The organism is Pseudomonas onubensis (assembly GCF_965653655.1).
Classification (GTDB): domain Bacteria; phylum Pseudomonadota; class Gammaproteobacteria; order Pseudomonadales; family Pseudomonadaceae; genus Aquipseudomonas.
On sequence record NZ_CBFHAZ010000040.1, the window covers coordinates 1 to 25091 of the forward strand.

Consider the following 25091-nt stretch of genomic DNA (forward strand, 5'->3'; position numbering starts at 1 on the left):
AAGGAAGGAAAGTATTAATATCACGCATAAGAACGCCGGTTTGTTAGATGTGTTTGCTCGCACGAACATCATCAACCAAATCGGCGTTCTTGTTTCTGTGTTTCCCGGGATTCCGTGAAGAACCTTTTTTTTGTGGCTGGCGATTACATCAGTCGATGTATTCGAAGACCTTCACGATCTTCTGCACACCGGACACGCCCTGAACCAGGTTGGCCGCACGGGTGGCTTCCGCCTGGGTCAGCAGGCCCATCATGTAGACGATGCCATTATCGGTGACGATCTTGATGCGCGAGCCGGGTACACCACTGTCGGTAAGCATCTGCGCCTTGATCTTGGTGGTCAGCAACGCATCGTTGCTGATGGCCAGCAGCGTGATCGGGTCCATGACCTGCAGCTCGTTGTGGACCTTCTTGACCCGCTGAACCGTCGAGGCGGCTTGTTCGGCCTGGGCCTTGAGATCAGCTCGCGGCGTCTGCCCGGCCAGCAGCACCACGCCGTTGAAGCTGGTGACCACAATGCGCGAGGCACCGTTGCCCAGGTCGGTAGCGGCCTTGGCGACGTTGACCTTGACCTTGGTTTCGATCAGCGAGTCGTCGATGGTGCTGCCGAAAGTGCGTGTGCCCCGGTCATCCTGAATGGGTGTGTCACGTGTCGCAGTGATTGCCGTGCTGCAGCCGCTGATGGCGAGGCACAGCGTAATGGCCAAAAGGCTGAGGCGGTTAACGGTCATTCTTCACTCCCGAACAATTGGCTGTCGATCAGATCGCACAGGCAGTGGATCGCCAGCAGGTGGACTTCTTGAATGCGTGCAGTGACGTTGGCCGGGACACGGATCTCCACGTCCTCAGGCAATAACAGCGAGGCCATGCCGCCGCCGTCGCGCCCGGTCAAGGCTACGACAATCATTTCGCGGTCATGTGCGGCCTGGATCGCTTGAATAATGTTCGCCGAGTTGCCGCTGGTGGAAATCGCCAGCAACACGTCGCCGGGTTGGCCCAGGGCGCGAATCTGCTTGGAGAAGATTTCGTTGTAACTGTAGTCGTTGGCGATCGAGGTGATCGTCGACGAGTCGGTGGTCAGGGCGATGGCCGGCAGGCTCGGGCGCTCGCGCTCGAAGCGGTTGAGCAGCTCGGAGGAAAAGTGCTGGGCATCACCGGCCGAACCGCCGTTGCCGCACGAAAGCATTTTGCCCTCGTTGAGCAAGGCATTGACCATGACCTGACTGGCTTGCTCGATGTGCGGTGCAAGTACGTCCATCGCCTGTTGCTTGGTGTCGATGCTGGCCTGGAAAAGCTGGCGAATTCGGGATTGCATGTCCATCTGTGTGACCTTAAGTAGCGCGGCTGTTCGGCACAGAAATGTGCAGCCCGCAAAGCAAAGAGCAAAAGTGTGTGGTGAAGATATCCGGGCATTCAGCTGTCGAAGGCATTCTTGAGCCAGTTCAAATCAGCTGGGCCTGCCGGTGTGCTTTCCATGGCAACCACATCGAAACGGCAGGGGCTGTCAGCCCAGCGATGCTCTTTTTGCAGGAAAAACTGCGCGGCGAGTATCAGCTTCTGACGCTTGCGCCCGTCGATACTGGCGAGCGCGCCACCCCATTGTGCGTGTTTTCTGTAGCGGACTTCGACGAATACTACTGTATCGCCGTCAAGCATGACCAGATCAAGCTCACCGCGTTTACATAACCAGTTCTGCGCCAGAAGGCGCAGACCCTGTTGTTGCAGATAGTTCAGAGCTTGCAGTTCGGCGTCCTTGCCGCTTTGTGCGCTGGACCGCTCGGGCATCAGCGCGGGGTGTCCGGCAGGCGTTGAATCTCGCCACCGACGAACTTCGCCCATGGCATCTGGCGGTCGACACGCTGGTAGGCGCCGATGCCCAGGTTGCCCGACAGGCCGTCGACGCGGGTGTCTGGCAGTGCCTTGAGTTGGCCCAGGCGCGGTGCCAGGCGGTAGGCATCCACACCCATCGCATACAGGCGGCCAAGGCTGCCATTGGCCTGTGGCCATTGCGCGGCAACCTGGTTGCGCAGCGGGTCGGTGGTGTTAAGCAGCCATGGGGTTTCGCAGAACATCACGTTAGTCATGTCCAGGTACTGGTTTTTGTCGCCGCTGGCGCTGAACACATGGGACGTCGCATACACAGGCACATCACCGGCGTACTGGAAGTTCAGTGTCGGCTTGATCTGCTGGGCCAGTTGCGGGGTTACAGCCAGGAAGATGAACTCGATGTCCTGGCGGCGCGAAGGTTGCGCGGCGACGTCGGTGCCGACCGTGCTTTGCAGGCTCTTGGCGCGGCCTTCGCTTTTACGCAGTTGGAACAGGTCGGCAATCTGCTGGGCGAGGGCGACCGGCTGATCAACGTACTCGACGCCCACCACGGTGCCGCCATTGGCTTCCCAGTCCTGACGGAAGGCTTTATAAACACGCTCGCCCCATTCACCACGCGGCACCATGGCGGCGGCGCGGTGCAGGCCGTCGGCACGGGCGCGGCGCGAGACTTCGCGGGCTTCGTCTTCAGCGGCCAGGCCGAACTGGAACAGTTGCGGCGGGTTTTCGTTAAGTTCGCTGTAGTTGAGGCCCAGGGTGGTGATCGGCAATTGCCCGCGGGAGGCGAGCTGCTTGACCAAGGGTTTCTCCAGCGGGCCGACCACCAGTTGCACGCCGGCGGCCTGGGCCTTGGCGTAGAAGTCGTCGAGGGAGGTCAGGCGCGAGCTGTCATAGAACTCGATGACCGGCGGTTTCTGCCCGGCCTGTTCAGCCTGGAAGTGCGCGGCCATGAAACCTTCACGCAGTGCCTTGCCGACCGCCGCCAACGGGCCTTCCTGCGGCAGCAGCAACGCGATTTTGGTCAATGGCTGGCTGGCCAGCTCCTTGAGCTTGGTCAGCGGGGTCGGCAGGTCGATTGCCGCCGGGTGGCCTGGGTTCTGCGCGCGCCAGGTATCAATGGCGGCTTGCTGTTGTTCCAGGGTGCCGGCGCCTTTGATCGCCTGGGCCAGGGTGATCCAGCCGTCGAGGGTCGGGTTGCCGCTGGCTTGCAGTTGCTCAGCAGGCAGTGCGGCGACCAGCGCCCAGATGGCTTCGTGGTTGCTCTTGGCGGCATCACCCGTCAGCAAGGGGGCCATGGCGACCCGCTCACGCGCGGCAGCCAGGGTCTGGCCATCGGCTTCATAGGCGCGCGCATGCACGGTGCCGGTACGCACCTGCTGGTCAGTCGGCAGCTCCTTCAGGCTTTGCAGGCTGGGGTGGTTCAGGGCAGCGAGCGCAGCTTTGGGCTGGTTGCGCGCCATGGCCAGTTCCGCGGACAGGGTGCTGGCAAAGACTTGTGCGGCCGGCTTCAGGACATCCAGGGGCACCTGCGCAAGAATCTGCGCCGAGCGGCCAGGGTTGTTCTGGTGGTAGGCCAGGTCTGCCGCACTCAGGCGCAACATCGCGGCCTTTTCTGGCGTACTGGCGTTGGTGGCCTGTTCGAGCAGTTGCTCGATACTGGCATCTGGGGTCCGAGGGAGGTCGCCAAGGCTGGACGAGGGCGAGCTGGCGCACGCGGCCAGTAAGGCAGCGAGGCAGAGGGCGGAGAGCAGCCGCAGGCAAGCGATCATGTAAGTGTTCCTGATACCGATCAAATTAGCGTGGAATTGTACCCAAGCACTGGCCCAGGCGCGATGTTACTGGCGTGAAACCATCGATTTAGGTCGTGTAAATGTTGCGAACCGGCGTCGATGGCCGAACCCGAGGGCATATTATCGAGGCGCCTACGCGCTACAATGCGACTTTTCCTAACCATCGAGGTGTGCGTTTTGACTGCTCCAGGTCCTTTGAATTCCACTGCAGGCTCGCTTTTTGTCGTGGCGACGCCCATTGGCAACCTGGACGACATCAGTGCTCGAGCGCTGAAAGTGTTGCGCGACGTAAAATTGGTCGCGGCCGAAGACACACGGCACTCCCAGCGCTTGATGCAGCATTTTGGTATCAGCACGCCATTAGCTGCGTGCCATGAGCATAACGAGCGCGAGGAGGGCAGCCGTTTCATCACGCGTTTGCTGGCGGGCGACGACGTGGCGTTGATCTCGGATGCTGGTACCCCGTTGATTTCCGATCCCGGCTACCACCTGGTCCGCCAGGCGCGTGCCGCTGGTATCAATGTAGTGCCAGTTCCGGGAGCGTGCGCGCTGATTGCGGCATTATCGGCTGCCGGCTTGCCGTCTGACCGTTTTATTTTCGAAGGTTTCCTGCCCGCCAAGGCGGTTGGGCGCCGTGCGCGCCTGCAAGCCTTAAAGGAAGAGCCGCGCACCTTGATCTTTTACGAGGCGCCGCATCGCATTCTGGAATGTCTGCAAGACATGGAGTTGGTGTTCGGCGGTGAACGCCTGGCGCTGTTGGCGCGGGAGCTGACCAAGACCTTCGAAACCCTCAAGGGCTTGCCGCTGGAAGAGCTGCGGGCGTTCGTCGAGGGCGACAGTAACCAGCAGCGCGGTGAGTGTGTGGTGCTGGTGGCAGGCTGGACCGCGCCGGAAAATGAAGACGCGGTGGGCAGCGAGGCGATGCGCATCCTGGATCTGCTGCTTAAGGAAATGCCGCTTAAGCGTGCGGCAGCCCTCGCGGCTGAAATTACCGGCTTGCGCAAGAATGTGTTGTATCAAGTTGCGCTGGATAAGCAGAAGGCCGAATAGTTCCTGGGTTAAACCGGTCTTCCGTCTGAACGTGATGGCATTGCTGCACTTTTAATACTTGTCCTGAAGCCGCCGTGCCGTTAACCTGCGCGGCGGAGAGTCGATTGGACAGTCGCTGCCCTCTATGAAAATTAGGGGGGGGAGGAAAGTCCGGGCTCCATAGGGCGAAGTGCCAGGTAATGCCTGGGAGGCGTGAGCCTACGGAAAGTGCCACAGAAAATAACCGCCTAAGCACTTCGGTGCCGGTAAGGGTGAAAAGGTGCGGTAAGAGCGCACCGCACGTCTGGCAACAGTTCGTGGCTAGGTAAACCCCACTTGGAGCAAGACCAAATAGGGTCCCAAGGCGTGGCCCGCGCTGGGACCGGGTAGGTTGCTAAAGATGTCCAGTGATGGCCATCGTAGACGAATGACTGTTCAAGACAGAACCCGGCTTACAGATCGACTCTCCACCTTTTTTCCTTCTGTCCGAATCTCGTACAGAAACCTGGTAGTAACGCAAGAATCCCTCCCTGCCAAATCATTGGCAGATGCATCTTCGTAATACCAAAAAAATCTTACTCTTAATAAATCACTTTAACTTTAAGCCATAGCTCCATGAGCTATTTGCGGTTGTTGAGTCAAAAACATCGCTGAACTCGCGTTTCTCCTCCTTTTACGTTCCTAAATCTCCGTTCTGTAAGGCTTTTCCTTGAATCCGCGCCTTGACGGTGTGGTGGGCGCATTCCTATAGTGTGCGCAAGTGGCGGAAAGTGGCACAAAGTGGGTTTTTTGAACGTAAAACGCTAAAATTTGGAGAAACGCATCTGTGTTTCGCGGAGCTAACGCTATCAGTCTCGATGCAAAAGGCCGTCTCGCCATGCCGAGCCGGTATCGTGACGAGCTCATTTCGCGAAGTTCAGGCCAGTTAATCATCACGATTGACGCCGTTGACCCTTGTTTGTGTGTTTACCCCCTCGATGAGTGGGAGTTGATCGAAACCAAGTTGCGCGCTCTGCCTTCATTGCGAGAAGAAAACCGCCGCCTGCAGCGTCTGCTGATTGGTAATGCCGTCGACCTTGAGCTCGATGGCAGTGGTCGTTTCCTGGTGCCGCCGCGCTTGCGCGAGTACGCCAAGCTGGATAAGCGCGCAATGCTGGTGGGCCAACTGAACAAGTTCCAATTGTGGGACGAAGATGCCTGGGATGCTGTTTCTGCAGCAGACCTGGCTGCTATTCAACAACCGGGCGCTATGCCTGATGAACTGCGTGATTTGATCCTGTGACTATTGATAGCGGCTTTAACCACATCACCGTACTGCTTGACGAAGCCGTTGAGGCTCTCGCCGTACGCGCGGATGGCTGCTATGTGGATGGCACCTTCGGCAGGGGTGGGCACAGTCGGTTGATCCTCAGCCAGCTCGGCTCCGACGGCAAACTCCTTGGGTTCGACAAAGACCCTCAAGCGATTGCCACCGGGCAAGCGCTAGCGGCCGAAGACGGCCGCTTTGTCGTTGTGCAGCGCAGCTTTGCCGAGCTGGGTGCCGAAGTCGCCGAGCGCGGCATGGCAGGCAAGGTGGCCGGGGTTTTGCTCGACCTGGGCGTGTCCTCGCCACAGCTTGACGACCCGGAGCGCGGCTTCAGTTTCATGAACGACGGCCCGCTCGACATGCGCATGGACCCGACCCGTGGCATCAGCGCTGCGCAGTTCATCGCCACTGCGCCCCATGAAGAAATCACCCGCGTGTTCAAGGAGTACGGCGAAGAACGCTTCGCCGGCCGCATGGCGCGTGCCGTGGTTGAGCGCCGTGAAATCCAGCCGTTCGAGCGCACCGCCGACTTGGCTGAAGTGCTCAAGGTTGCCAACCCTGCGTGGGAAAAGGGCAAGAACCCGGCAACCCGTGCGTTCCAGGGCCTGCGTATTCACGTCAATAACGAATTGGGTGATCTGGAAGCCGGTCTTGAAGCCGCTCTGGACGCCCTGGAAGTGGGTGGTCGCCTGGTGGTGATCAGCTTCCACTCCCTGGAAGACCGCATCGTCAAACTGTTCATGCGTCGTCTGGTCAAGGGCGAGTCCGACAACCTGCCGCGCAACCTGCCGGTACGTTTCGAAGCCTTTGTGCCGAAAATCAAAATCCATGGCAAAGCGCAGTTCGCTTCCGAAGCTGAACTCAAGGCCAACCCACGTTCCCGTAGCGCCGTCATGCGCGTCGCGGAGAAGTTGCGGTGAGCAAGCTTTTCGCCAAGCCCCTCCCGGGCGGCAGCTTCTTTATGTTGCTGCTGTTTATCGGCGTGCTGGTGTCCGCGATTGCGGTGTCCTACAGCGCCCACTACAACCGCCAATTGCTCAACACCCTGTACGGGGAGTTGAGCGTGCGTGATAAAGCGCAGGCGGAATGGGGCCGGTTGATCCTTGAGCAAAGCACCTGGACGGCCCATAGCCGTATCGAAGTGCTGGCCACCGAACAGCTGAAAATGCACATTCCGGGCGCGGCCGAAGTTCGCATGGTGGCGCCATGATGAAACTCGAAGGCGCACTCTACCCGTGGCGCTTCCGCCTGATGCTGGGCTTGCTGGCATTGATGGTGAGCGCGATTGCCTGGCGGATCATCGACCTGCAAGTAGTCGACCGTGACTTCCTGATCGGTCAGGGCGACGCCCGTAGCCTGCGGCACATCCCGATTCCTGCGCACCGTGGTCTGATCACCGACCGCAATGGCGAGCCCCTGGCCGTGAGTACGCCGGTGACCACCTTGTGGGCCAACGCCAAGGAACTGCAAACCGCCAAGGAAAAATGGCCGGAACTCGCCGCCGCCCTGGGCCAGGACCCTAAAGCCTTGAGCGAGCGCCTGGAAGCCCAGGCCAACAAAGAATTCATCTATCTGGTCCGTGGGCTGACGCCTGAGCAGGGCCAGCAAGTGCTCGACCTTAAAGTCCCCGGTGTTTATGGCATCGAGGAGTTCCGTCGTTTCTACCCGGCCGGTGAAACCACCGCGCATATGGTTGGCTTTACCGACATCGATGACCACGGCCGTGAAGGTGTGGAGTTGGCCTACGACGAATGGCTGGCCGGGGTGCCGGGCAAACGGCAGGTCATCAAGGATCGGCGCGGCAGACTGATCAAAGATGTCCAGGTGACCAAAAACGCCAAGGCCGGTAAGCCCTTGGCGTTGTCGATTGACCTGCGCCTGCAGTACCTGGCCAACCGCGAGTTGCGTAACGCGATCATCGAGAACGGCGCCAAGGCCGGCAGCCTGGTGATCATGGACGTCAAGACCGGCGAGATCCTCGCCATGGTCAACCAGCCGACCTACAACCCGAACAACCGTCGCAACCTGCAGCCGGCGATGATGCGTAACCGCGCTATGATCGACGTGTTCGAGCCGGGTTCGACCATGAAGGCCGTGTCCATGAGCGCCGCCCTGGAAACCGGGCGCTGGAAGCCCAGCGACAAAGTCGAGGTTTACCCAGGCACCCTGCAGTTGGGCAAATACACCATTCGTGACGTGTCGCGCAGTGAAGGTCCAGTGCTGGATTTGACAGGTATCCTGATCAACTCCAGTAACGTGGGCATGAGTAAGGTCGCCTTCGATATCGGCGGTGAAGCCATCTACCAGCTTGCGCAAAAAATTGGTTTGGGCCAGCCCACGGGCCTGGACTTCCCGGGCGAGCGCGTCGGCAACCTGCCGAATTATCGTGACTGGAAAAAGGCCGAAACCGCCACACTGTCCTACGGCTATGGCCTGTCAGTGACCGCGATCCAATTGGCGCACGCTTTCTCTGTATTGGCCAATAATGGCCGCATGGTTCCACTGAGCCTGATCCATTTGGACGCCGCGCCGCCAGCCACTCAAGTTATTCCTGAAAATGTCGCCAAGACCATGCAGGGCATGCTGCAACAAGTGATCGAAGCACCGCGTGGCGTATTCCGTGCCCAGGTGCCGGCGTACCACGTGGCAGGCAAGTCCGGTACTGCGCGTAAAACAGCGGTGGGCACCAAGGGCTACGCCGAAAACTCGTACCGCTCGCTGTTCGCCGGCTTCGGCCCGATGAGCGATCCGCGTTACGCCATCGTCGTAGTGATTGATGAGCCCAGCAAAGCCGGCTACTTCGGTGGCCTGGTATCAGCGCCGGTGTTCAGCAAAGTGATGTCCGGCACCCTGCGCCTGATGAATATCACGCCGGACAACCTGCCGCCGACTCAACAAGCGAACGCCGGACCACCGGCCGCAGCTGTCAAAGCCAATGGAGGGCGCGGCTGATGTCTCTTAGCCTGAACAAGATTTTTGCCCACGCCGGACGCGATCTGCTGATTCGTGAACTGAGCCTGGACAGCCGTAACGTACGCGCCGGTGACCTGTTCCTGGCGGTGCCCGGTGGCAAGCTCGATGGCCGTGCGCACATCGCCGATGCCCTGCAACGTGGCGCGGCCGCTGTCGCCTATGAAGTCGAAGGCGCCACCGTGCTGCCGATCACCGACGCGCCGTTGATTCCGGTCAAGGGTCTGGCTGCGCAACTGTCGGACATCGCCGGGCGTTTTTATGGCGACCCGAGCCGTCAGCTGAACCTGATCGGCGTGACCGGCACCAATGGCAAGACCAGCGTGACTCAACTGGTTGCCCAAGCGCTTGACCTGCTGGGTCAGCATTGCGGCATCGTCGGCACCCTGGGCACCGGTTTTTACGGCGCGCTGCAAAGCGGCCTGCACACCACGCCAAACCCAATCGCCGTGCAAGCGACCCTGGCCGACCTGAAAAAGGCCGGAGCCAAGGCGGTTGCCATGGAAGTCTCATCCCACGGCCTCGACCAGGGCCGCGTGACGGCTTTGGCGTTTGACGTGGCGGTGATGACCAACCTTTCCCGCGATCACCTCGACTACCACGGCACCATGGAGGCGTACGCCGCCGCCAAGGCCAAACTGTTTGCGTGGAATGACCTGAAGTGCCGGGTGGTCAACCTGGATGACGCATTCGGCCGCCAACTGGCTGCCGAACACAGCGAAGCGCGCCTGATCACCTACAGCCTGGAAGACTCCAGCGCGTATCTGTATTGCCGCGAAGCCCAATTTAATGACGAAGGCGTGCTCGCCACGCTGGTCACGCCCCAGGGCGAACACCACTTGCGCAGCACCTTGCTGGGGCGTTTCAACCTGAGCAACGTGCTGGCAGCTGTGGGCGCATTGCTGGGCCTGGATTACGCCCTGGACGAAATCCTGCGGGTACTGCCCAAGCTCGAAGGCCCGGCCGGTCGCATGCAGCGTTTGGGGGGCGGTTCACAGCCACTGGTGGTGGTCGATTACGCCCACACCCCGGACGCGCTGGAAAAAGTCCTCGAAGCCCTGCGCCCCCATGCCAAGGGCAAGTTGCTCTGCCTGTTCGGCTGCGGCGGTGACCGTGATCGCGGCAAACGCCCGCTGATGGCGGAGATCGTCGAGCGCCTGGCCGATGGCGTGCTCGTCACCGACGACAACCCGCGCAGCGAAGACCCGAGCCAGATTTTCGACGACATCCGTGTCGGCTTCAAAGACGCCACCAAGGCCACCTTCGTTGCCGGTCGCGGCGCCGCCATTGCCCAATTGATCGCCAGCGCCACTGCTGACGACGTGGTGGTGCTGGCGGGTAAAGGTCACGAGGACTACCAGGAAATCAACGGCGAACGCCATGCCTTCTCCGATCTGGTTGAGGCTGATCACGCCCTGACTGCCTGGGAGGTCGCCCATGCTTAAGGCGATGAAGTTCAGCGAACTGACCCAGGCCCTATCGGCCCGCGTAGTGTCGAGCGATTGCCGCTTCGACGGCGTCAGTATCGACAGTCGCAACATCCAGCCGGGGCAACTGTTTGTTGCACTGGCTGGCCCGCGTTTCGACGGGCACGACTACCTGAACGAGGTGGCCGCCAAAGGTGCCGCAGGTGCCTTGGTGCAGCGTGAAGTGACGGATTCGACGCTGCCGCAGTTGCTGGTTGCTGACACCCGTCTGGCCCTTGGTCAGTTGGGCGCGCTGAACCGCGCCGCATTTGATAAGCCGGTTGCAGCCATCACTGGCTCCAGCGGTAAAACCACGGTCAAGGAATTGCTCGCTGGCGTGTTGCGCACGCGCGGGCCGGTACTCGCCACCCGTGGCAACCTGAACAATGATTTCGGTGCGCCGCTGACCCTCCTCGAACTGGCCCCGGAACACACGGCGGCGGTGATCGAGTTGGGCGCTTCGCGCATCGGCGAAATCGCCTACACCGTGGCGCTGACCAAGCCCCACGTTGCGATCATCAACAATGCCGGCACCGCCCACGTCGGCGAGTTCGGTGGCCCGGAAAAAATCGTCGAAGCCAAGGGCGAAATCCTCGAAGGCCTCGATGCCTCGGGCACGGCTGTATTGAACCTCGACGACAAGGCCTTCGAGACCTGGCGTGTACGCGCCGCCGGTCGCAAGGTGCTGACGTTTGCCGTGCTCAACGCGGCCGCTGATTTCCACGCAGCCGACATCACTGTCGATGCCCGTGGTTGCCCGTCCTTTACCTTGCACACACCGCAAGGCAGCGAGCACGTGCAACTGAACCTGCTGGGCAACCATAACGTCGCCAATGCCTTGGCCGCCGCCGCTGCCGCATCGGCCTTGGGTGTGTCGCTGTTCGGTATCGCCACCGGCTTGGGCGCGGTACAGCCCGTCAAGGGTCGCACCGTGGCGCAACTGGCGACCAATGGCATGCGTGTGATTGATGACACCTACAACGCCAACCAGTCCTCCATCTGCGCCGCTATCGACCTGCTCAAAAGCTTCGCCGGGCGCAAGGTGCTGGTGCTGGGCGATATCGCTGAACTGGGCGACTGGGCCGAGCAATCTCACCGCGAAGTCGGTGCCTACGCGAGCGGCAAAGTCGACGCGCTCTATGCCGTCGGCCCGAATATGGCCCACGCCGTCGACGCCTTCGGCCTCGGTGCGCGGCATTTCGCTACCCAGGCCGAGCTGATTCAGGCATTGGTGGCGGCTGAACACGACCAACAAACAACCATTTTGATCAAGGGATCGCGCAGCGCGGTGATGGAAAACGTCGTCGCGGCCTTGTGTGGCTCAAGTACGGAGAAACATTAATGCTGCTGCTGCTGGCTGAGTATCTGCAACAGTTCCACAAAGGCTTCGCGGTCTTTCAGTACCTGACCCTGCGCGGGATCCTGGGTGTGCTGACTGCGCTGTCTTTGTCGCTGTTCCTGGGGCCGTGGATGATCCGCACCCTGCAGAACCTGCAAATTGGTCAATCGGTTCGTAATGACGGCCCGCAGTCGCACCTGTCCAAATCCGGCACCCCGACCATGGGCGGCGCGCTGATCCTGTCTTCCATCGGCATCAGCACCTTGTTGTGGGCCGACCTGCACAACCGCTACGTGTGGACAGTGCTGCTGGTGACCCTGTTGTTCGGCGCGATCGGCTGGGTCGACGACTACCGCAAAGTGATCGAGAAAAACTCCAAGGGCTTGCCAAGCCGCTGGAAGTATTTCTGGCAGTCAGTGTTTGGCCTTGGCGCCGCGATCTTCCTGTACATGACCGCGCCAAGCGCCGTCGAAACCACCTTGATCATTCCGATGCTCAAGGACGCCAGTATTCCACTGGGCGTTGGCTTCGTGGTGCTGACCTACTTCGTGATCGTCGGCTCCAGCAACGCGGTGAACCTCACCGACGGCCTCGACGGCCTGGCGATCATGCCGACCGTGATGGTCGGCGGTGCGCTCGGCATCTTCTGCTACCTGTCGGGTAACGTGAAATTCGCTGAATACCTGCTGATCCCGTATGTGCCGGGCGCGGGTGAATTGATTGTGTTCTGCGGCGCGCTGATCGGCGCGGGCCTCGGCTTCCTGTGGTTCAACACCTACCCCGCACAAGTCTTTATGGGCGACGTCGGCGCGCTGGCGCTGGGCGCAGCCTTGGGCACCATCGCGGTCATCGTCCGCCAGGAAATCGTGTTGTTCATCATGGGCGGTGTGTTTGTGATGGAAACCCTGTCGGTGGTCATCCAGGTGGCTTCCTTCAAATTGACCGGGCGTCGTGTGTTCCGCATGGCGCCGATTCATCACCACTTTGAACTCAAGGGCTGGCCCGAGCCGCGCGTGATTGTCCGTTTCTGGATCATCACCGTGATTCTGGTACTGGTCGGCCTTGCCACCCTGAAACTGAGGTAGAAACGAGTGTCCCTGATCGCTTCAGACCACTTCCGCATCGTTGTCGGCCTCGGCAAGAGCGGCATGTCCCTGGTTCGCTTCCTGGCGAACCGGGGCACGTCGTTTGCTGTGGCCGACACGCGGGAAAATCCACCGGAGCTGGTCACGCTGCGCCGTGACTACCCGCACGTGGAAGTGCGTTGTGGCGAGCTGGATGTCGAGTTTCTGTGCCGTGCCGACGAGCTCTACGTGAGCCCCGGCCTGGCCTTGGCGACACCGGCCCTGCAAGCCGCTGCGGCACGTGGCGTGAAGCTGTCCGGCGACATCGACCTGTTCGCGCGTAACGCGAAGGCACCGATCGTGGCCATCAGCGGCTCCAACGCAAAAAGCACCGTGACCACTCTGGTCGGCGAGATGGCGGCTGCGGCCGGCAAGCGCGTGGCCGTGGGCGGTAACCTCGGCACGCCAGCGCTGGACCTGCTCAGCGACGACATCGAGTTGTACGTGATGGAGCTGTCGAGCTTCCAGCTCGAAACCACCCACGACCTGGGGGCCGAAGTCGCCACCGTGTTGAACGTGAGTGAAGACCACATGGACCGCTACAGCGGCCTGCCGGCGTATCACCTGGCCAAGCACCGGATTTTCCGGGGTGCCAGGCAATTTGTGGTCAACCGCCAGGATGCCCTGAGCCGTCCGCTGATGGGCGAAGGCATGCCCTGCTGGACCTTTGGCCTGGGCAAACCTGATTTCAAAGCCTTCGGCATTCGCGAAGAGAACGGCGAGAAATTCCTGGCCTTCGAATTCCAGAACCTGATGCCGGTGCGTGAGCTGAAAATCCGTGGTGCACACAACCAATCCAATGCCTTGGCGGCCTTGGCGTTGGGTCACGCCGTCGGCCTGCCATTTGACGCGATGCTGTCGAGCCTGCGCACGTTTGCTGGCCTGGAGCATCGCTGCCAGTGGGTACGCGACCTTAATGGCGTGAGCTACTACAACGATTCCAAGGCCACCAACGTGGGCGCCGCACTGGCCGCCATCGAAGGGCTCGGCGCTGATATCGACGGCAAGCTCGTGCTGATCGCCGGTGGCGACGGCAAGGGTGCCGACTTCAAAGACCTTAAAAGCCCGGTGGCTGCATATTGCCGCGCCGTCGTGCTGATCGGCCGTGACTCGGACTTGATCGCCGCCGCGCTGGGCGATGCTGTACCGCAGGTACGCGCCACCTCGCTGGACGATGCTATTACCCAATGCAAAGCCCTGGCTCAGCCGGGCGATGCGGTGTTGCTGTCGCCGGCGTGCGCCAGTTTCGACATGTTCAAGAACTACGAAGAGCGCGGCCAGCTGTTCGCTCGCGCCGTGGAGGCCTTGGCATGAATTTCCGAAATATTATCAAGCCGTACCCATCGCCGATCATCACGGGCCGTGGCGTCGACCTCGACTTCCCGATGCTCGCCGGCTGCCTGGCGTTGCTGGGCCTGGGGTTGGTCATGATCACCTCGGCATCCTCGGAAGTGGCCGCCGTGCAGTCGGGCAACACCCTGTACATGATGATTCGTCACCTGGTGTACCTGGTGATCGGCCTTGGCGCCTGCATCGTCACCATGATGATTCCTATCGCCACCTGGCAGCGCCTGGGTTGGCTGATGCTGATCGGCGCGTTCGGTTTGCTGATCATGGTGATCCTGCCCGGCATCGGCCGCGAGGTGAACGGTTCGATGCGCTGGATCGGCTTCGGCGCGTTTAACGTGCAGCCGTCGGAAATCGCCAAGGTGTTCGTGGTGATCTACCTCGCCGGTTACCTGGTGCGTCGCCAAAAAGAAGTGCGCGAAAGCTGGATGGGCTTCTTCAAGCCGTTCATCGTGCTGCTGCCGATGGCTGGCCTGCTGCTGATGGAACCCGACTTCGGTGCCACCGTCGTCATGATGGGGGCGGCGGCGGCGATGCTGTTCCTCGGCGGCGTCGGGCTGTTCCGCTTCACCTTGATGGTGGTGCTGGCTGTGGCCGCCGTGACCGTACTGGTGCAGGCGCAGCCTTACCGGATGGCGCGTCTGATCACCTTTACCGACCCATGGTCCGACCAGTTCGGTTCCGGCTACCAGTTGACCCAGGCGCTGATCGCCTTCGGTCGCGGCGAGTGGCTCGGCGTTGGCCTGGGCAACAGCGTGCAAAAGCAGTTCTACCTGCCGGAAGCACACACCGACTTCGTGTTCTCGGTGCTTGCCGAAGAACTCGGCGTAGTGGGTTCGCTGTGCACCGTCGCACTGTTCGTGTTCGTGTGTGTACGCGGCATGTACATCGGTTTGTGGGCCGAGAAGGCCAAGCAATATTTCGCCGCGTATGTGGCGTATGGCTTGTCGTTCCTGTGGATCGGCCAGTTCCTGATCAATATCGGCGTGAACGTCGGCCTGCTGCCGACCAAGGGCCTGACCTTGCCGTTCCTCAGTTACGGCGGCAGTTCGTTGGTGATTTGCTGCGCGTGCCTGGGCTTGTTGCTGCGCATCGAGTGGGAGAGTCGAACTCATCTGGGCAGCGAAGAGATGGAATTCAGCGAGAGCGATTTTGCCGAGGAGCCGAACCATGGGCGCTAACGTGCTGATCATGGCGGGCGGCACCGGGGGCCATGTGTTCCCGGCCCTGGCGTGTGCGCGTGAATTCCAGAACCGTGGCTACACCGTGCATTGGCTCGGTACGCCGCGCGGCATCGAAAATGAACTGGTACCGAATGCCGGCTTGCCGCTGCATTTGATCAACGTCACCGGCTTGCGCGGCAAGGGCAAACTGTCCCTGCTCAAGGCACCGTTTGTGTTGCTCAAAGCCGTGTGGCAAGCGCGTAAAGTCATCCGTGAATTACAGCCGGTGTGCGTGCTCGGTTTCGGTGGTTATGTGACCGGCCCTGGCGGTGTTGCCGCCAAGCTCGCTGGCGTGCCGGTGATCGTGCACGAACAGAACGCCGTTGCCGGTACTGCCAATCGCCTGCTGGTGCCGTTGGCCAGCCGCGTGTGCGAGGCGTTCCCGAAAACCTTTGGCGCCTCGGACAAATTACGCACCACCGGTAACCCGGTGCGCACCGAACTGTTCATGGCCATTGCTCGCCAGGCCCTGGAAGGGCGCAAGCCGCACCTGCTGATTCTGGGCGGAAGCCTGGGTGCCGAGCCGCTGAATAAGTTACTGCCTGAGGCCCTGGCGCTGCTGCCCGTGGACCTGCGTCCCGAGGTGTTCCACCAGGCCGGCAAAAACCACGATGAAATCACCGCTGCCCGCTATCGCGAGGCCGGTGTCGAGGCGAACGTACAGCCTTTCATCAAAGACATGGCCCATGCCTATGGCTGGGCCGACCTGGTGGTCTGCCGCGCTGGTGCGCTGACCGTCAGTGAACTGGCCGCCGCCGGTCTGCCGTCCTTGCTGGTGCCTTTGCCCCACGCTATCGACGATCACCAGACCCGCAACGCCGAATATTTGGCCGGGGAGGGCGCTGCCTTCCTGCTGCCGCAAAGAACGACTGGCGCCGCCGATTTGGCCGCACGCCTGACCGAGGTTTTGATGCAACCGGAACGACTCAACAGCATGGCGAGCACCGCAAGCCGCCTGGCTAAACCTGACGCAACCCGCACCGTGGTCGATATCTGCCTGGAGGTGGCCCATGGTTGAGAATCAGAAAGCCATGCCGCAGCCGGAAATGCGCCGCATCCGTCGTATCCACTTCGTCGGCATCGGCGGCGTGGGCATGTGCGGGATTGCCGAAGTACTCCTGAACCTGGGCTATCAGGTGTCCGGCTCGGACTTGAAAGAGTCGCCAGTGACCGATCGCCTGAAAACCTTTGGCGCACAGATCTTTATCGGCCACCGCGCCGAGAACGCCGCAGAAGCTGACGTGCTGGTAGTATCCAGCGCCGTGAACACCTCCAACCCGGAAGTGGCCACCGCCCTTGAGCGCCGTATTCCAGTGGTGCCACGTGCCGAGATGCTGGCTGAGCTGATGCGCTATCGCCATGGCATCGCCGTCGCCGGTACTCACGGCAAAACCACCACCACCAGCCTGATCGCCTCGGTGTTCGCCGCCGGTGGCCTGGACCCGACCTTCGTGATTGGTGGCCGCCTGAATGCAGCCGGCACCAATGCCCAGCTCGGCACCAGCCGTTACCTGATCGCCGAAGCCGATGAAAGCGATGCGAGCTTCCTGCACCTGCAACCGCTGGTCGCCGTGGTTACCAACATCGACGAAGACCACATGGCCACCTACGACGGTGACTTCAACAAGTTGAAGAAAACCTTCGTCGAGTTCCTGCACAACCTGCCGTTCTACGGTTTGGCGGTGGTGTGCCTGGACGATCCGGTGGTGCGTGAAATCCTGCCATCGGTCAAACGCCCAACCGTCACCTACGGCTTCAGCGAAGACGCCGACGTGCGCGCGATCAATGTGCGCCAGGAAGGCATGCAAACCTTCTTCACCGTGCTGCGCCCTGACCGCGAGCCGTTGGACGTGTCGGTGAACATGCCGGGCAATCACAACGTGCTCAACTCGCTGGCGACCATCTGCATTGCGTCCGATGAGGGCGTCAGCGATGAAGCCATCGTCGAAGGCCTGTCGCGTTTTGCCGGTGTTGGCCGGCGCTTCCAGGTCTACGGCCAACTGCCGGTAGACGGCGGCGACGTGATGCTGGTGGACGACTACGGCCACCATCCGACCGAAGTGGCTGCGGTGATCAAAGCCGTGCGCGGTGGCTGGCCGGAGCGCCGCCTGGTGATGGTTTACCAGCCGCACCGCTACAGCCGCACCCGCGACCTGTACGACGACTTTGTGAATGTATTGGCTGATGCCAACGTGCTGCTGCTGATGGAAGTTTACCCGGCAGGTGAAGAGCCGATTCCGGGCGCCGACAGCCGCAAGCTGTGCAACAGCATCCGTCAGCGTGGCCAGTTGGACCCGATCTACATCGAGCGCGGTGTGGACCTGGCGCCGATCGTCAAACCGCTGCTGCGCGCCGGTGACATCCTGCTGTGCCAGGGCGCCGGTGATATCGGTGGCCTTGCGCCCAAGCTGCTCGCCAGCCCGCTGTTTGCGGCGGCAAAGGGGAAGTCGAAATGATCACGCATTACGACGCCCTGTTCTCGACCATCACGCCTGCCGACTTCGGCCGCGTGGCCGTGTTGTTCGGCGGTAAAAGCGCTGAGCGCGAAGTCTCGCTCAAGTCCGGCAATGCCGTGCTCGAAGCGCTGCAAAGCGCCGGCGTAAATGCATTCGGCATCGATGTGGGCGACGACTTCCTCGCCCGCTTGCAAGCCGAGAAGATCGACCGTGCCTTCATCATCCTGCACGGCCGTGGCGGTGAAGACGGCAGCATGCAGGGCTTGCTGGAGTGCCTGGGCATTCCTTATACCGGCAGCGGCATCCTCGCTTCGGCACTGGCCATGGACAAGTTGCGCACCAAGCAGGTGTGGCACAGCCTGGGTATTCCAACCCCGCGTCACAGCGTGCTGTGCAGCGAAGACGATTGTATTTCTGCAGCCAAGGAACTGGGCCTGCCTTTGATCGTCAAACCTGCCCATGAAGGCTCCAGTATCGGCATGGCCAAAGTGAACTCGGCCGCCGAATTGATCGACGCATGGAAAGCGGCAAGTACCTACGATTCGCAAGTGTTGGTGGAACAGTGGATCCAGGGTCCCGAGTACACCATCGCCACCCTGCGTGGCCAGGTATTGCCACCTATCGCATTGGGCACGCCCCACACCTTTTACGACTACGACGCCAAGTACGTGGCTTCCGATACTCAGTACCGGATCCCGTGTGGCCTCGACGCAACCAAGGAACAGGAATTGATGGACCTCACGGCGAAAGCCTGTGAGGCATTGGGTATCGCCGGTTGGGCGCGGGCAGACGTGATGCAGGATGACCAAGGGAATTTCTGGTTCCTTGAAGTCAACACCGCTCCGGGCATGACCGATCACAGCCTGGTACCTATGGCAGCCCGTGCTGCCGGTCTGGACTTCCAGCAGTTAGTGCTGGCGATCCTGGCCGCAAGCATTGAGCCAAGAGGCTAACCCCATGAACGGCGCATCGCTTCGTCATCAGCAACCTCCAGTGCCCAGCCGCAAGCCGGTGCCCCGAGGTGCCAGCCGAATGGTGGCTAAAGAGCCGATGTCGGCGCGCCTGCCGAAAGCCAATTTTGGTTTTCTCAAAGCGCTGTTCTGGCCGGTGTTGCTGGTGGCGTTGGGCTTCGGCACTTACGAGGGCGCACAACGCCTGTTGCCGTATGCCGACCGGCCGATCACCAAGATCAGCGTGCAGGGCGATTTGAGCTACATCAGCCAGCAAGCGGTACAGCAGCGCATCGGCCCGTACCTGGCGGCGAGCTTCTTCACCATCGACCTGGCCGGTATGCGCGCAGAGCTGGAACAGATGCCGTGGATCGCCCACGCCGAAGTCCGCCGTGTATGGCCGGACCAGGTGACGATCCGCCTGGAAGAACAACTGCCCGTGGCCCGTTGGGGCGATGGCGCGCTGTTGAACAACCAGGGCCAGGCGTTTGCGCCGCGTGAAGTGGCCAACTATGAGCACCTGCCGCAGCTGTTCGGGCCGCAGCGGGCGCAGCAGCAAGTGATGCAGCAGTACCAGGCGCTGAGCCAGATGCTGCGGCCACTGGGTTTCTCCATCGCACGCCTGGAATTGCGTGAGCGGGGCAGCTGGTTTTTGACCACCGGGGCAGGCAGTTCCGGCCCGGGCATCGAGTTGTTGCTGGGACGCGACCGCTTGGTGGAAAAGATGCGCCGCTTTATTGCCATCTACGACAAGACCTTGAAAGAACAGATTACGAACATTGCGAGCGTCGACCTGCGTTACGCCAACGGCCTGGCCGTCGGCTGGCGTGAACCAGCTGCGCCGACGACAGCCAAACCCGCTGTCGCGAAGAATTAAGAAGAGGCAGGACCCATGGCAAACGTGCAAAGCGGAAAAATGATCGTCGGTCTCGATATCGGCACCTCCAAAGTGGTGGCGCTGGTCGGCGAGGTCGGGGAAGACGGTGTGATCGAAATCGTCGGTATCGGCACGCATCCGTCCCGGGGCCTGAAGAAGGGCGTGGTGGTGAACATCGAGTCCACCGTGCAGTCGATCCAGCGCGCCATTGAAGAAGCGCAGCTGATGGCCGGTTGCCGGATTCACTCGGCGTTCGTCGGCGTGGCCGGCAACCATATCCGCAGCCTGAACTCCCACGGCATCGTGGCGATCCGCGACCGTGAAGTCAGCTCGGCCGACCTTGAGCGCGTGCTCGACGCTGCCCAGGCTGTGGCGATCCCGGCTGACCAGCGCGTGCTGCACACCCTGCCGCAGGACTACGTGATCGACAACCAGGAAGGCGTGCGTGAGCCGCTGGGCATGTCGGGCGTACGCCTGGAAGCCAAGGTTCACGTGGTGACCTGCGCCGTCAACGCCGCACAGAACATTGAAAAATGCGTGCGCCGCTGCGGCCTGGAAATCGACGACATCATTCTTGAGCAGTTGGCCTCGGCCTACTCGGTACTCACCGACGACGAAAAAGAGCTGGGCGTGTGCCTGGTCGATATCGGCGGCGGCACCACCGACATTGCGATCTTCACCGAGGGTGCGATCCGTCACACTGCCGTGATCCCGATTGCCGGCGATCAGGTCACCAACGACATCGCCATGGCGCTGCGTACACCGACCCAGTACGCCGAAGAAATCAAGATCCGTTACGCCTGCGCCCTGGCCAAGCTGGCCGGTGCCGGTGAAACCATCAAGGTGCCAAGCGTCGGCGATCGCCCACCGCGTGAGCTGTCGCGCCAGGCCTTGGCTGAAGTGGTCGAGCCGCGCTACGACGAGTTGTTCACCCTGATCCAGGCTGAACTGCGCCGCAGCGGCTACGAAGATTTGATCCCGGCCGGCATCGTGCTGACCGGTGGCACCTCGAAGATGGAAGGCGCGGTCGAACTGGCCGAGGAAATCTTCCACATGCCGGTTCGCCTGGGTGTACCCCATGGCGTCAAAGGCCTGGGCGATGTGGTGCGCAACCCGATTTATTCCACCGGTGTGGGCTTGCTGTTGTACGGGCTGCAAAAGCAGACCGACGGCATTTCCCTGTCGGGCCCGAGCATCCGTGACAGCTACCGCAACAACGATGACGAAGCGAAAGCACCGTTGTTCGAGCGGTTGCAGGCTTGGGTAAAAGGCAATTTCTAAAGATTTACCGCAACACCGCAGTAAGCAGTAGGCGAAAAAACTAGAGAAAATGAAAGGAGAGGGAACATGTTCGAACTCGTAGACAACATCCCCGCAAGCCCGGTTATCAAAGTAATCGGTGTTGGCGGTGGCGGCGGCAACGCTGTCAACCACATGGTCAAGAGCAACATTGAAGGCGTTGAATTCATCTGCGCCAACACTGATGCCCAGGCGCTGAAAAGCATCGGCGCGCGGACCATCCTGCAATTGGGCACAGCCGTGACCAAGGGCCTCGGCGCTGGCGCCAACCCGGAAGTCGGCCGTCAAGCCGCGCTGGAAGACCGCGAGCGTATTGCTGAAGTGCTGCAAGGCACCAACATGGTGTTCATCACCACCGGCATGGGCGGCGGTACCGGTACCGGTGCGGCCCCGATCATTGCCGAAGTGGCCAAGGAAATGGGGATTCTGACCGTTGCTGTCGTGACGCGTCCGTTCCCGTTCGAAGGCCGCAAGCGTATGCAGATCGCTGACGAAGGTATCCGTCTGCTGTCTGAAAGCGTCGACTCGTTGATCACCATTCCCAACGAGAAGCTGCTGACCATCCTGGGCAAAGACGCCAGCCTGCTGTCGGCGTTCGCCAAGGCTGACGATGTACTGGCCGGTGCCGTACGCGGTATCTCCGACATCATCAAGCGCCCAGGCATGATCAACGTCGACTTTGCCGACGTGCGTACCGTGATGAGCGAAATGGGCATGGCGATGATGGGCACTGGCTGCGCCAGCGGTCCGAACCGTGCACGCGAAGCCACTGAAGCGGCGATCCGCAACCCATTGCTCGAAGACGTGAACCTGCAAGGTGCACGCGGCATCCTGGTGAATATCACCGCCGGTCCTGACCTGTCCCTGGGTGAGTACTCCGACGTGGGTAGCATCATCGAAGCCTTCGCTTCCGAGCACGCGATGGTCAAAGTCGGTACCGTTATTGATCCGGACATGCGCGATGAACTGCACGTGACCGTGGTTGCTACCGGCCTGGGCGCAAAAATCGAGAAGCCTGTGAAGGTCATCGACAATACCGTTCATACCAGCCACAACAGCCACGCCAGCCAGCAAGCTGCCGCTCCAGCGCCTGCGCGCCAGGAACTGCCGTCTGTGAACTACCGTGACCTGGACCGTCCGACCGTGATGCGCAACCAGGCTCAGGCCGGTGCTGCGGCGTCCCGTAGCCTGAATCCGCAAGATGATCTGGACTATCTGGACATCCCGGCATTCTTGCGTCGTCAGGCCGATTAATGGAATGTATCAGGGCTATGAAGGTGATTGGTGTTCAGCAAAGGTCTGGTCTGTTATTATCGCCAGCCTTTGTTGATACCAGTTCGCAATTTGCGCTGAAGCGGTCCAAGCCATGATTAAACAACGCACCCTGAAGAATATTATCCGTGCCACAGGTGTAGGTCTGCACTCCGGGGAGAAGGTATACCTGACCCTCAAGCCCGCACCTGTCGACACCGGCATCGTGTTTGTTCGTGCCGACCTGGACCCTGTGGTGCAGATTCCTGCTCGCGCGGAAAATGTTGGCGAAACCACGATGTCGACCACGTTGGTCAACGGTGACGTCAAAGTGGACACGGTGGAGCACTTGCTCTCGGCCATGGCTGGCCTGGGCATCGATAACGCCTACGTCGAGCTCTCCGCGTCCGAAGTCCCCATCATGGATGGCAGCGCTGGACCCTTCGTATTCTTGATTCAATCTGCCGGCCTGGAAGAACAGGACGCAGCCAAGAAGTTCATTCGCATTCTGCGGGAAGTGACAGTAGAAGACGGCGACAAGCGCGCCACCTTCGTCCCGTTCGAAGGCTTTAAAGTGAGCTTTGAGATCGATTTCGATCACCCGGTATTCCGTGACCGCACCCAAAGTGCAAGCGTGGATTTTTCCAGCACTTCGTTCGTAAAAGAAGTCAGCCGCGCCCGTACCTTTGGTTTCATGAGTGACATCGAGTACCTGCGCAAGCACAACCTCGCACTCGGCGGCAGCGTTGAAAACGCCATTGTGGTCGACGCGGATGGTGTACTGAACGAAGACGGCCTTCGCTATGAAGACGAATTCGTGAAGCACAAGATCCTCGATGCAATCGGTGACCTCTACCTGCTGGGCAATAGCCTGATAGGCGAGTTCAAAGGCTTCAAGTCGGGCCACGCCCTTAACAACCAGCTGCTGCGCAAGTTGATTGAGCAGACAGACGCTTGGGAAGTCGTGACCTTCGAAGATGCCAGCACCGCACCGATCTCTTACATGCGTCCCGTTGCGGCGGTGTAAGTAACAACTCTCTTTCTTTAGTTTTGAAAGGCCACCTTCGGGTGGCCTTTTTTTTGCAGATCGTTCCCACGCTCCGCGTGGGAATGCAGCCCTGGACGCTCCGCGTCCCGAAGCCCGACGCGGAGCGTCAGAAGAGGCATTCCCACGCGGAGCGTGGGAACGATCACCTAGAGGGCCGCAGCCTCCACAATCCGATTGCGCCCGGTGTGCTTGGCCTCATACAGCGCCTGATCGGCATTGAGCAGCAAATCCTCAAGGGACATGCGGCTGCGTTTTTGCCAGGTGCTCATGCCGATACTCACTGTAATAGGCCCTTCGGCAGCGGCCACTCGTGGCAAATGCTCGACACTGCTGCGGATGTGTTCGGCAATCAACCAGGCGCCTTTGGCGTCGGTATGTGGCAGCACCACCGCAAACTCTTCGCCACCGTAGCGCGCCGCCAGGTCAGCCGGGCGGCGGATGTTGTCTTCGATCACCTGGGCAACTGCGCGCAATGCCTCATCGCCGCCGTGATGGCCATGCAGGTCGTTGAAGGCCTTGAAGTGGTCCACGTCGATCATCAGCAGGCTCAGCGGCTCGGTCGAGCGTTGTGCGCGGTCCCATTCCAGGCGCAGGCGCTGGTCCAGAGTGCGGCGGTTAGCGAGGCCGGTGAGGGCGTCGGTGGCTGCCAGTTCTGACAGCACTTGCTCGGCGCGGTGCCGGCGGCGCAGCTCCTTGCTCAGCATCCAGGTCAGCCACAACAGGCCGATGCACAACACGCCCGTGGCCATGCTGACCAGCCAGGCTGCACGCCGCCATGGGGCAAAGACCTCATCGCTGGACAACGCCACCGCGACAATGAGCGGCAAGGTGCCCACATTCGAAAAACTATACAGCCGTGGCTGGTTATCGACGCTGGAGACGCCACGAAAGCTGCCATTGCGTTCAAGCAGCATGCGCGCGACATTGGGGCGTTGGCTCAAGTCCTTGTCGATCATGTCCACTTCCAGCAGCGGTTGTTGCGCCAGCAGGATGCCTTGGTGGTTGATCAGGTTGATGGTGCCGTTGCCGCCGATGTTCAGGCTGCTGAACAACTGTTGGAAGTACGACAGGCGCATCGAGGCCACCGCCACGCCCAGAAAGCGCCCGTCCGGCGATGACACGCGGCGGCTGAATGCGATGCGCCACTGGTCATCACACACGCAACGGGCCAGGAATGGGCGGCTGATATACAGCCCCAGGTCCGGTTTTTTGCGGTGTGCCTGAAAGTAATCGCGATCAGCAAAGTTGCCGGTCTTGGGTGTGAGCAGCGAGGAGTCGGCGATCACTTCACCACTGGGGTCCAGTAACAGAATGTCGCCCTTGAAGGGGGCAGCGGCAGAGCGATCGAACAGCACCAGGTGGCGGATATTGGCGGACACGCCCTGTAGGTCGCTGCGCTCGGTAGCGGCGATCAGGCCCTTGAGGGCCATGTCATAGAGTTCGACATTGCGCAGTACGTCGGCGTCGATCAGTTGAGTGATGTTATTGGCGGTGCGCTTGGCGGTCTGCAAGGTATTGGCGTGTTCACGAATCAGCAGCGCGGTGACGATCCCCACGATCACGAAGACCGTGAGGCAACTGCCCAGGATCAGCAAGCGTTCCGGGCGACGGGTGGGTCGGTTGAGACTTGGGCTCATCGGGCGTACTTCTGCTTCGAGGATGCCAATAGCGTAGTAGTAACTCTGGAGTTTGGCGCAGGACTAAATGTGGGAGCGGGCTTGCTCGCGAAGGCGGTCTATCAGTAACCAATATACTGACTGACCCACCGCATTCGCGAGCAAGCCCGCTCC

22 protein-coding genes and 1 other RNA gene are annotated in these 25091 nt (G+C 60.9%); 18 read left to right on the forward strand and 5 right to left on the reverse strand.

Annotated features, from left to right (window positions below):
- Positions 1 to 148: 148 nt before the first annotated feature.
- The 4 genes from ACTD9P_RS15090 to ACTD9P_RS15105 all read right to left on the reverse strand — a co-directional run bounded on the left by ACTD9P_RS15090 (position 149) and on the right by ACTD9P_RS15105 (position 3595).
- On the reverse strand, positions 149 to 730 hold the full coding sequence (locus ACTD9P_RS15090; protein ID WP_017138196.1) for a BON domain-containing protein: 582 nt from the start codon (positions 728 to 730) through the stop codon (positions 149 to 151).
- Complete coding sequence (locus ACTD9P_RS15095; protein ID WP_007904374.1) at positions 727 to 1320, reverse strand: phosphoheptose isomerase; 594 nt, start codon at positions 1318 to 1320, stop codon at positions 727 to 729. Before ACTD9P_RS15095 ends, ACTD9P_RS15090 begins: the two co-directional genes overlap by 4 nt.
- Positions 1321 to 1412: 92 nt before the next feature.
- Positions 1413 to 1784, reverse strand: coding sequence for a YraN family protein (locus ACTD9P_RS15100; RefSeq protein ID WP_305459986.1), 372 nt, complete (start codon positions 1782 to 1784; stop codon positions 1413 to 1415).
- Positions 1784 to 3595, reverse strand: a complete 1812-nt coding sequence (locus ACTD9P_RS15105; protein WP_438868287.1) for a penicillin-binding protein activator — start codon at positions 3593 to 3595, stop codon at positions 1784 to 1786. The genes ACTD9P_RS15100 and ACTD9P_RS15105 overlap by 1 nt, the downstream gene beginning before the upstream one ends.
- A gap of 165 nt (positions 3596 to 3760) precedes the next feature.
- On the opposite strand from ACTD9P_RS15105, the gene rsmI reads away from it, so the two are divergent.
- From rsmI to lpxC, 18 genes are all read left to right on the forward strand, one after another.
- On the forward strand, positions 3761 to 4666 hold the full coding sequence (gene rsmI, locus ACTD9P_RS15110) for a 16S rRNA (cytidine(1402)-2'-O)-methyltransferase (protein WP_200430832.1): 906 nt from the start codon (positions 3761 to 3763) through the stop codon (positions 4664 to 4666).
- 96 nt (positions 4667 to 4762) lie between these two features.
- Positions 4763 to 5116, forward strand: an RNA gene (gene rnpB / locus ACTD9P_RS15115) — RNase P RNA component class A.
- Between the two features lie 355 nt (positions 5117 to 5471).
- Entirely contained in the window at positions 5472 to 5927 is a 456-nt protein-coding gene (gene mraZ, locus ACTD9P_RS15120; RefSeq protein ID WP_003171868.1) for a division/cell wall cluster transcriptional repressor MraZ, read from the forward strand.
- Complete coding sequence (gene rsmH, locus ACTD9P_RS15125; protein ID WP_017138192.1) at positions 5924 to 6871, forward strand: 16S rRNA (cytosine(1402)-N(4))-methyltransferase RsmH; 948 nt, start codon at positions 5924 to 5926, stop codon at positions 6869 to 6871. The genes mraZ and rsmH overlap by 4 nt, the downstream gene beginning before the upstream one ends.
- Positions 6868 to 7161: a cell division protein FtsL gene (gene ftsL / locus ACTD9P_RS15130; protein ID WP_016974244.1), complete on the forward strand. Its 294-nt coding sequence runs from the start codon at positions 6868 to 6870 to the stop codon at positions 7159 to 7161. Before rsmH ends, ftsL begins: the two co-directional genes overlap by 4 nt.
- Positions 7161 to 8903 carry a peptidoglycan D,D-transpeptidase FtsI family protein gene (locus tag ACTD9P_RS15135; RefSeq protein WP_438868310.1) on the forward strand — a complete coding sequence of 581 codons (1743 nt, stop codon included), beginning with the start codon at positions 7161 to 7163 and terminating at the stop codon, positions 8901 to 8903. Before ftsL ends, ACTD9P_RS15135 begins: the two co-directional genes overlap by 1 nt.
- Entirely contained in the window at positions 8903 to 10366 is a 1464-nt protein-coding gene (locus tag ACTD9P_RS15140) for a UDP-N-acetylmuramoyl-L-alanyl-D-glutamate--2,6-diaminopimelate ligase (RefSeq protein WP_438868288.1), read from the forward strand. The genes ACTD9P_RS15135 and ACTD9P_RS15140 overlap by 1 nt, the downstream gene beginning before the upstream one ends.
- Positions 10359 to 11729 carry a UDP-N-acetylmuramoyl-tripeptide--D-alanyl-D-alanine ligase gene (locus ACTD9P_RS15145; RefSeq protein ID WP_438868289.1) on the forward strand — a complete coding sequence of 457 codons (1371 nt, stop codon included), beginning with the start codon at positions 10359 to 10361 and terminating at the stop codon, positions 11727 to 11729. The genes ACTD9P_RS15140 and ACTD9P_RS15145 overlap by 8 nt, the downstream gene beginning before the upstream one ends.
- On the forward strand, positions 11729 to 12811 hold the full coding sequence (gene mraY / locus ACTD9P_RS15150; RefSeq protein WP_017138188.1) for a phospho-N-acetylmuramoyl-pentapeptide-transferase: 1083 nt from the start codon (positions 11729 to 11731) through the stop codon (positions 12809 to 12811). Before ACTD9P_RS15145 ends, mraY begins: the two co-directional genes overlap by 1 nt.
- Positions 12812 to 12817: 6 nt before the next feature.
- The gene (gene murD, locus ACTD9P_RS15155) at positions 12818 to 14164 is read left to right on the forward strand and encodes a UDP-N-acetylmuramoyl-L-alanine--D-glutamate ligase (RefSeq protein WP_438868290.1); all 1347 of its coding nucleotides are present in this window, start codon (positions 12818 to 12820) and stop codon (positions 14162 to 14164) included.
- A complete protein-coding gene (gene ftsW, locus ACTD9P_RS15160) occupies positions 14161 to 15378 on the forward strand; it encodes a putative lipid II flippase FtsW (RefSeq protein ID WP_138816789.1) in 1218 nt (405 codons plus the stop codon). Before murD ends, ftsW begins: the two co-directional genes overlap by 4 nt.
- Complete coding sequence (gene murG, locus ACTD9P_RS15165) at positions 15368 to 16438, forward strand: undecaprenyldiphospho-muramoylpentapeptide beta-N-acetylglucosaminyltransferase (protein ID WP_200430836.1); 1071 nt, start codon at positions 15368 to 15370, stop codon at positions 16436 to 16438. The genes ftsW and murG overlap by 11 nt, the downstream gene beginning before the upstream one ends.
- A complete protein-coding gene (gene murC, locus ACTD9P_RS15170; protein WP_138816787.1) occupies positions 16431 to 17876 on the forward strand; it encodes a UDP-N-acetylmuramate--L-alanine ligase in 1446 nt (481 codons plus the stop codon). The genes murG and murC overlap by 8 nt, the downstream gene beginning before the upstream one ends.
- The gene (locus ACTD9P_RS15175; protein WP_219266757.1) at positions 17873 to 18829 is read left to right on the forward strand and encodes a D-alanine--D-alanine ligase; all 957 of its coding nucleotides are present in this window, start codon (positions 17873 to 17875) and stop codon (positions 18827 to 18829) included. The genes murC and ACTD9P_RS15175 overlap by 4 nt, the downstream gene beginning before the upstream one ends.
- Positions 18830 to 18833: 4 nt before the next feature.
- Positions 18834 to 19703, forward strand: coding sequence for a cell division protein FtsQ/DivIB (locus ACTD9P_RS15180; protein ID WP_017138182.1), 870 nt, complete (start codon positions 18834 to 18836; stop codon positions 19701 to 19703).
- Positions 19704 to 19718: 15 nt separating this feature from the next.
- The gene (gene ftsA / locus ACTD9P_RS15185; protein ID WP_138816785.1) at positions 19719 to 20984 is read left to right on the forward strand and encodes a cell division protein FtsA; all 1266 of its coding nucleotides are present in this window, start codon (positions 19719 to 19721) and stop codon (positions 20982 to 20984) included.
- A 66-nt stretch (positions 20985 to 21050) separates the two neighbouring features.
- On the forward strand, positions 21051 to 22256 hold the full coding sequence (gene ftsZ / locus ACTD9P_RS15190; protein ID WP_056858975.1) for a cell division protein FtsZ: 1206 nt from the start codon (positions 21051 to 21053) through the stop codon (positions 22254 to 22256).
- Between the two features lie 112 nt (positions 22257 to 22368).
- Positions 22369 to 23280, forward strand: a complete 912-nt coding sequence (lpxC, locus tag ACTD9P_RS15195) for a UDP-3-O-acyl-N-acetylglucosamine deacetylase (RefSeq protein ID WP_003171886.1) — start codon at positions 22369 to 22371, stop codon at positions 23278 to 23280.
- 167 nt (positions 23281 to 23447) lie between these two features.
- Here lpxC and ACTD9P_RS15200 read toward each other — a convergent pair whose 3' ends face one another.
- The gene (locus ACTD9P_RS15200) at positions 23448 to 24938 is read right to left on the reverse strand and encodes a diguanylate cyclase (protein WP_438868291.1); all 1491 of its coding nucleotides are present in this window, start codon (positions 24936 to 24938) and stop codon (positions 23448 to 23450) included.
- Positions 24939 to 25091: the final 153 nt, after the last annotated feature.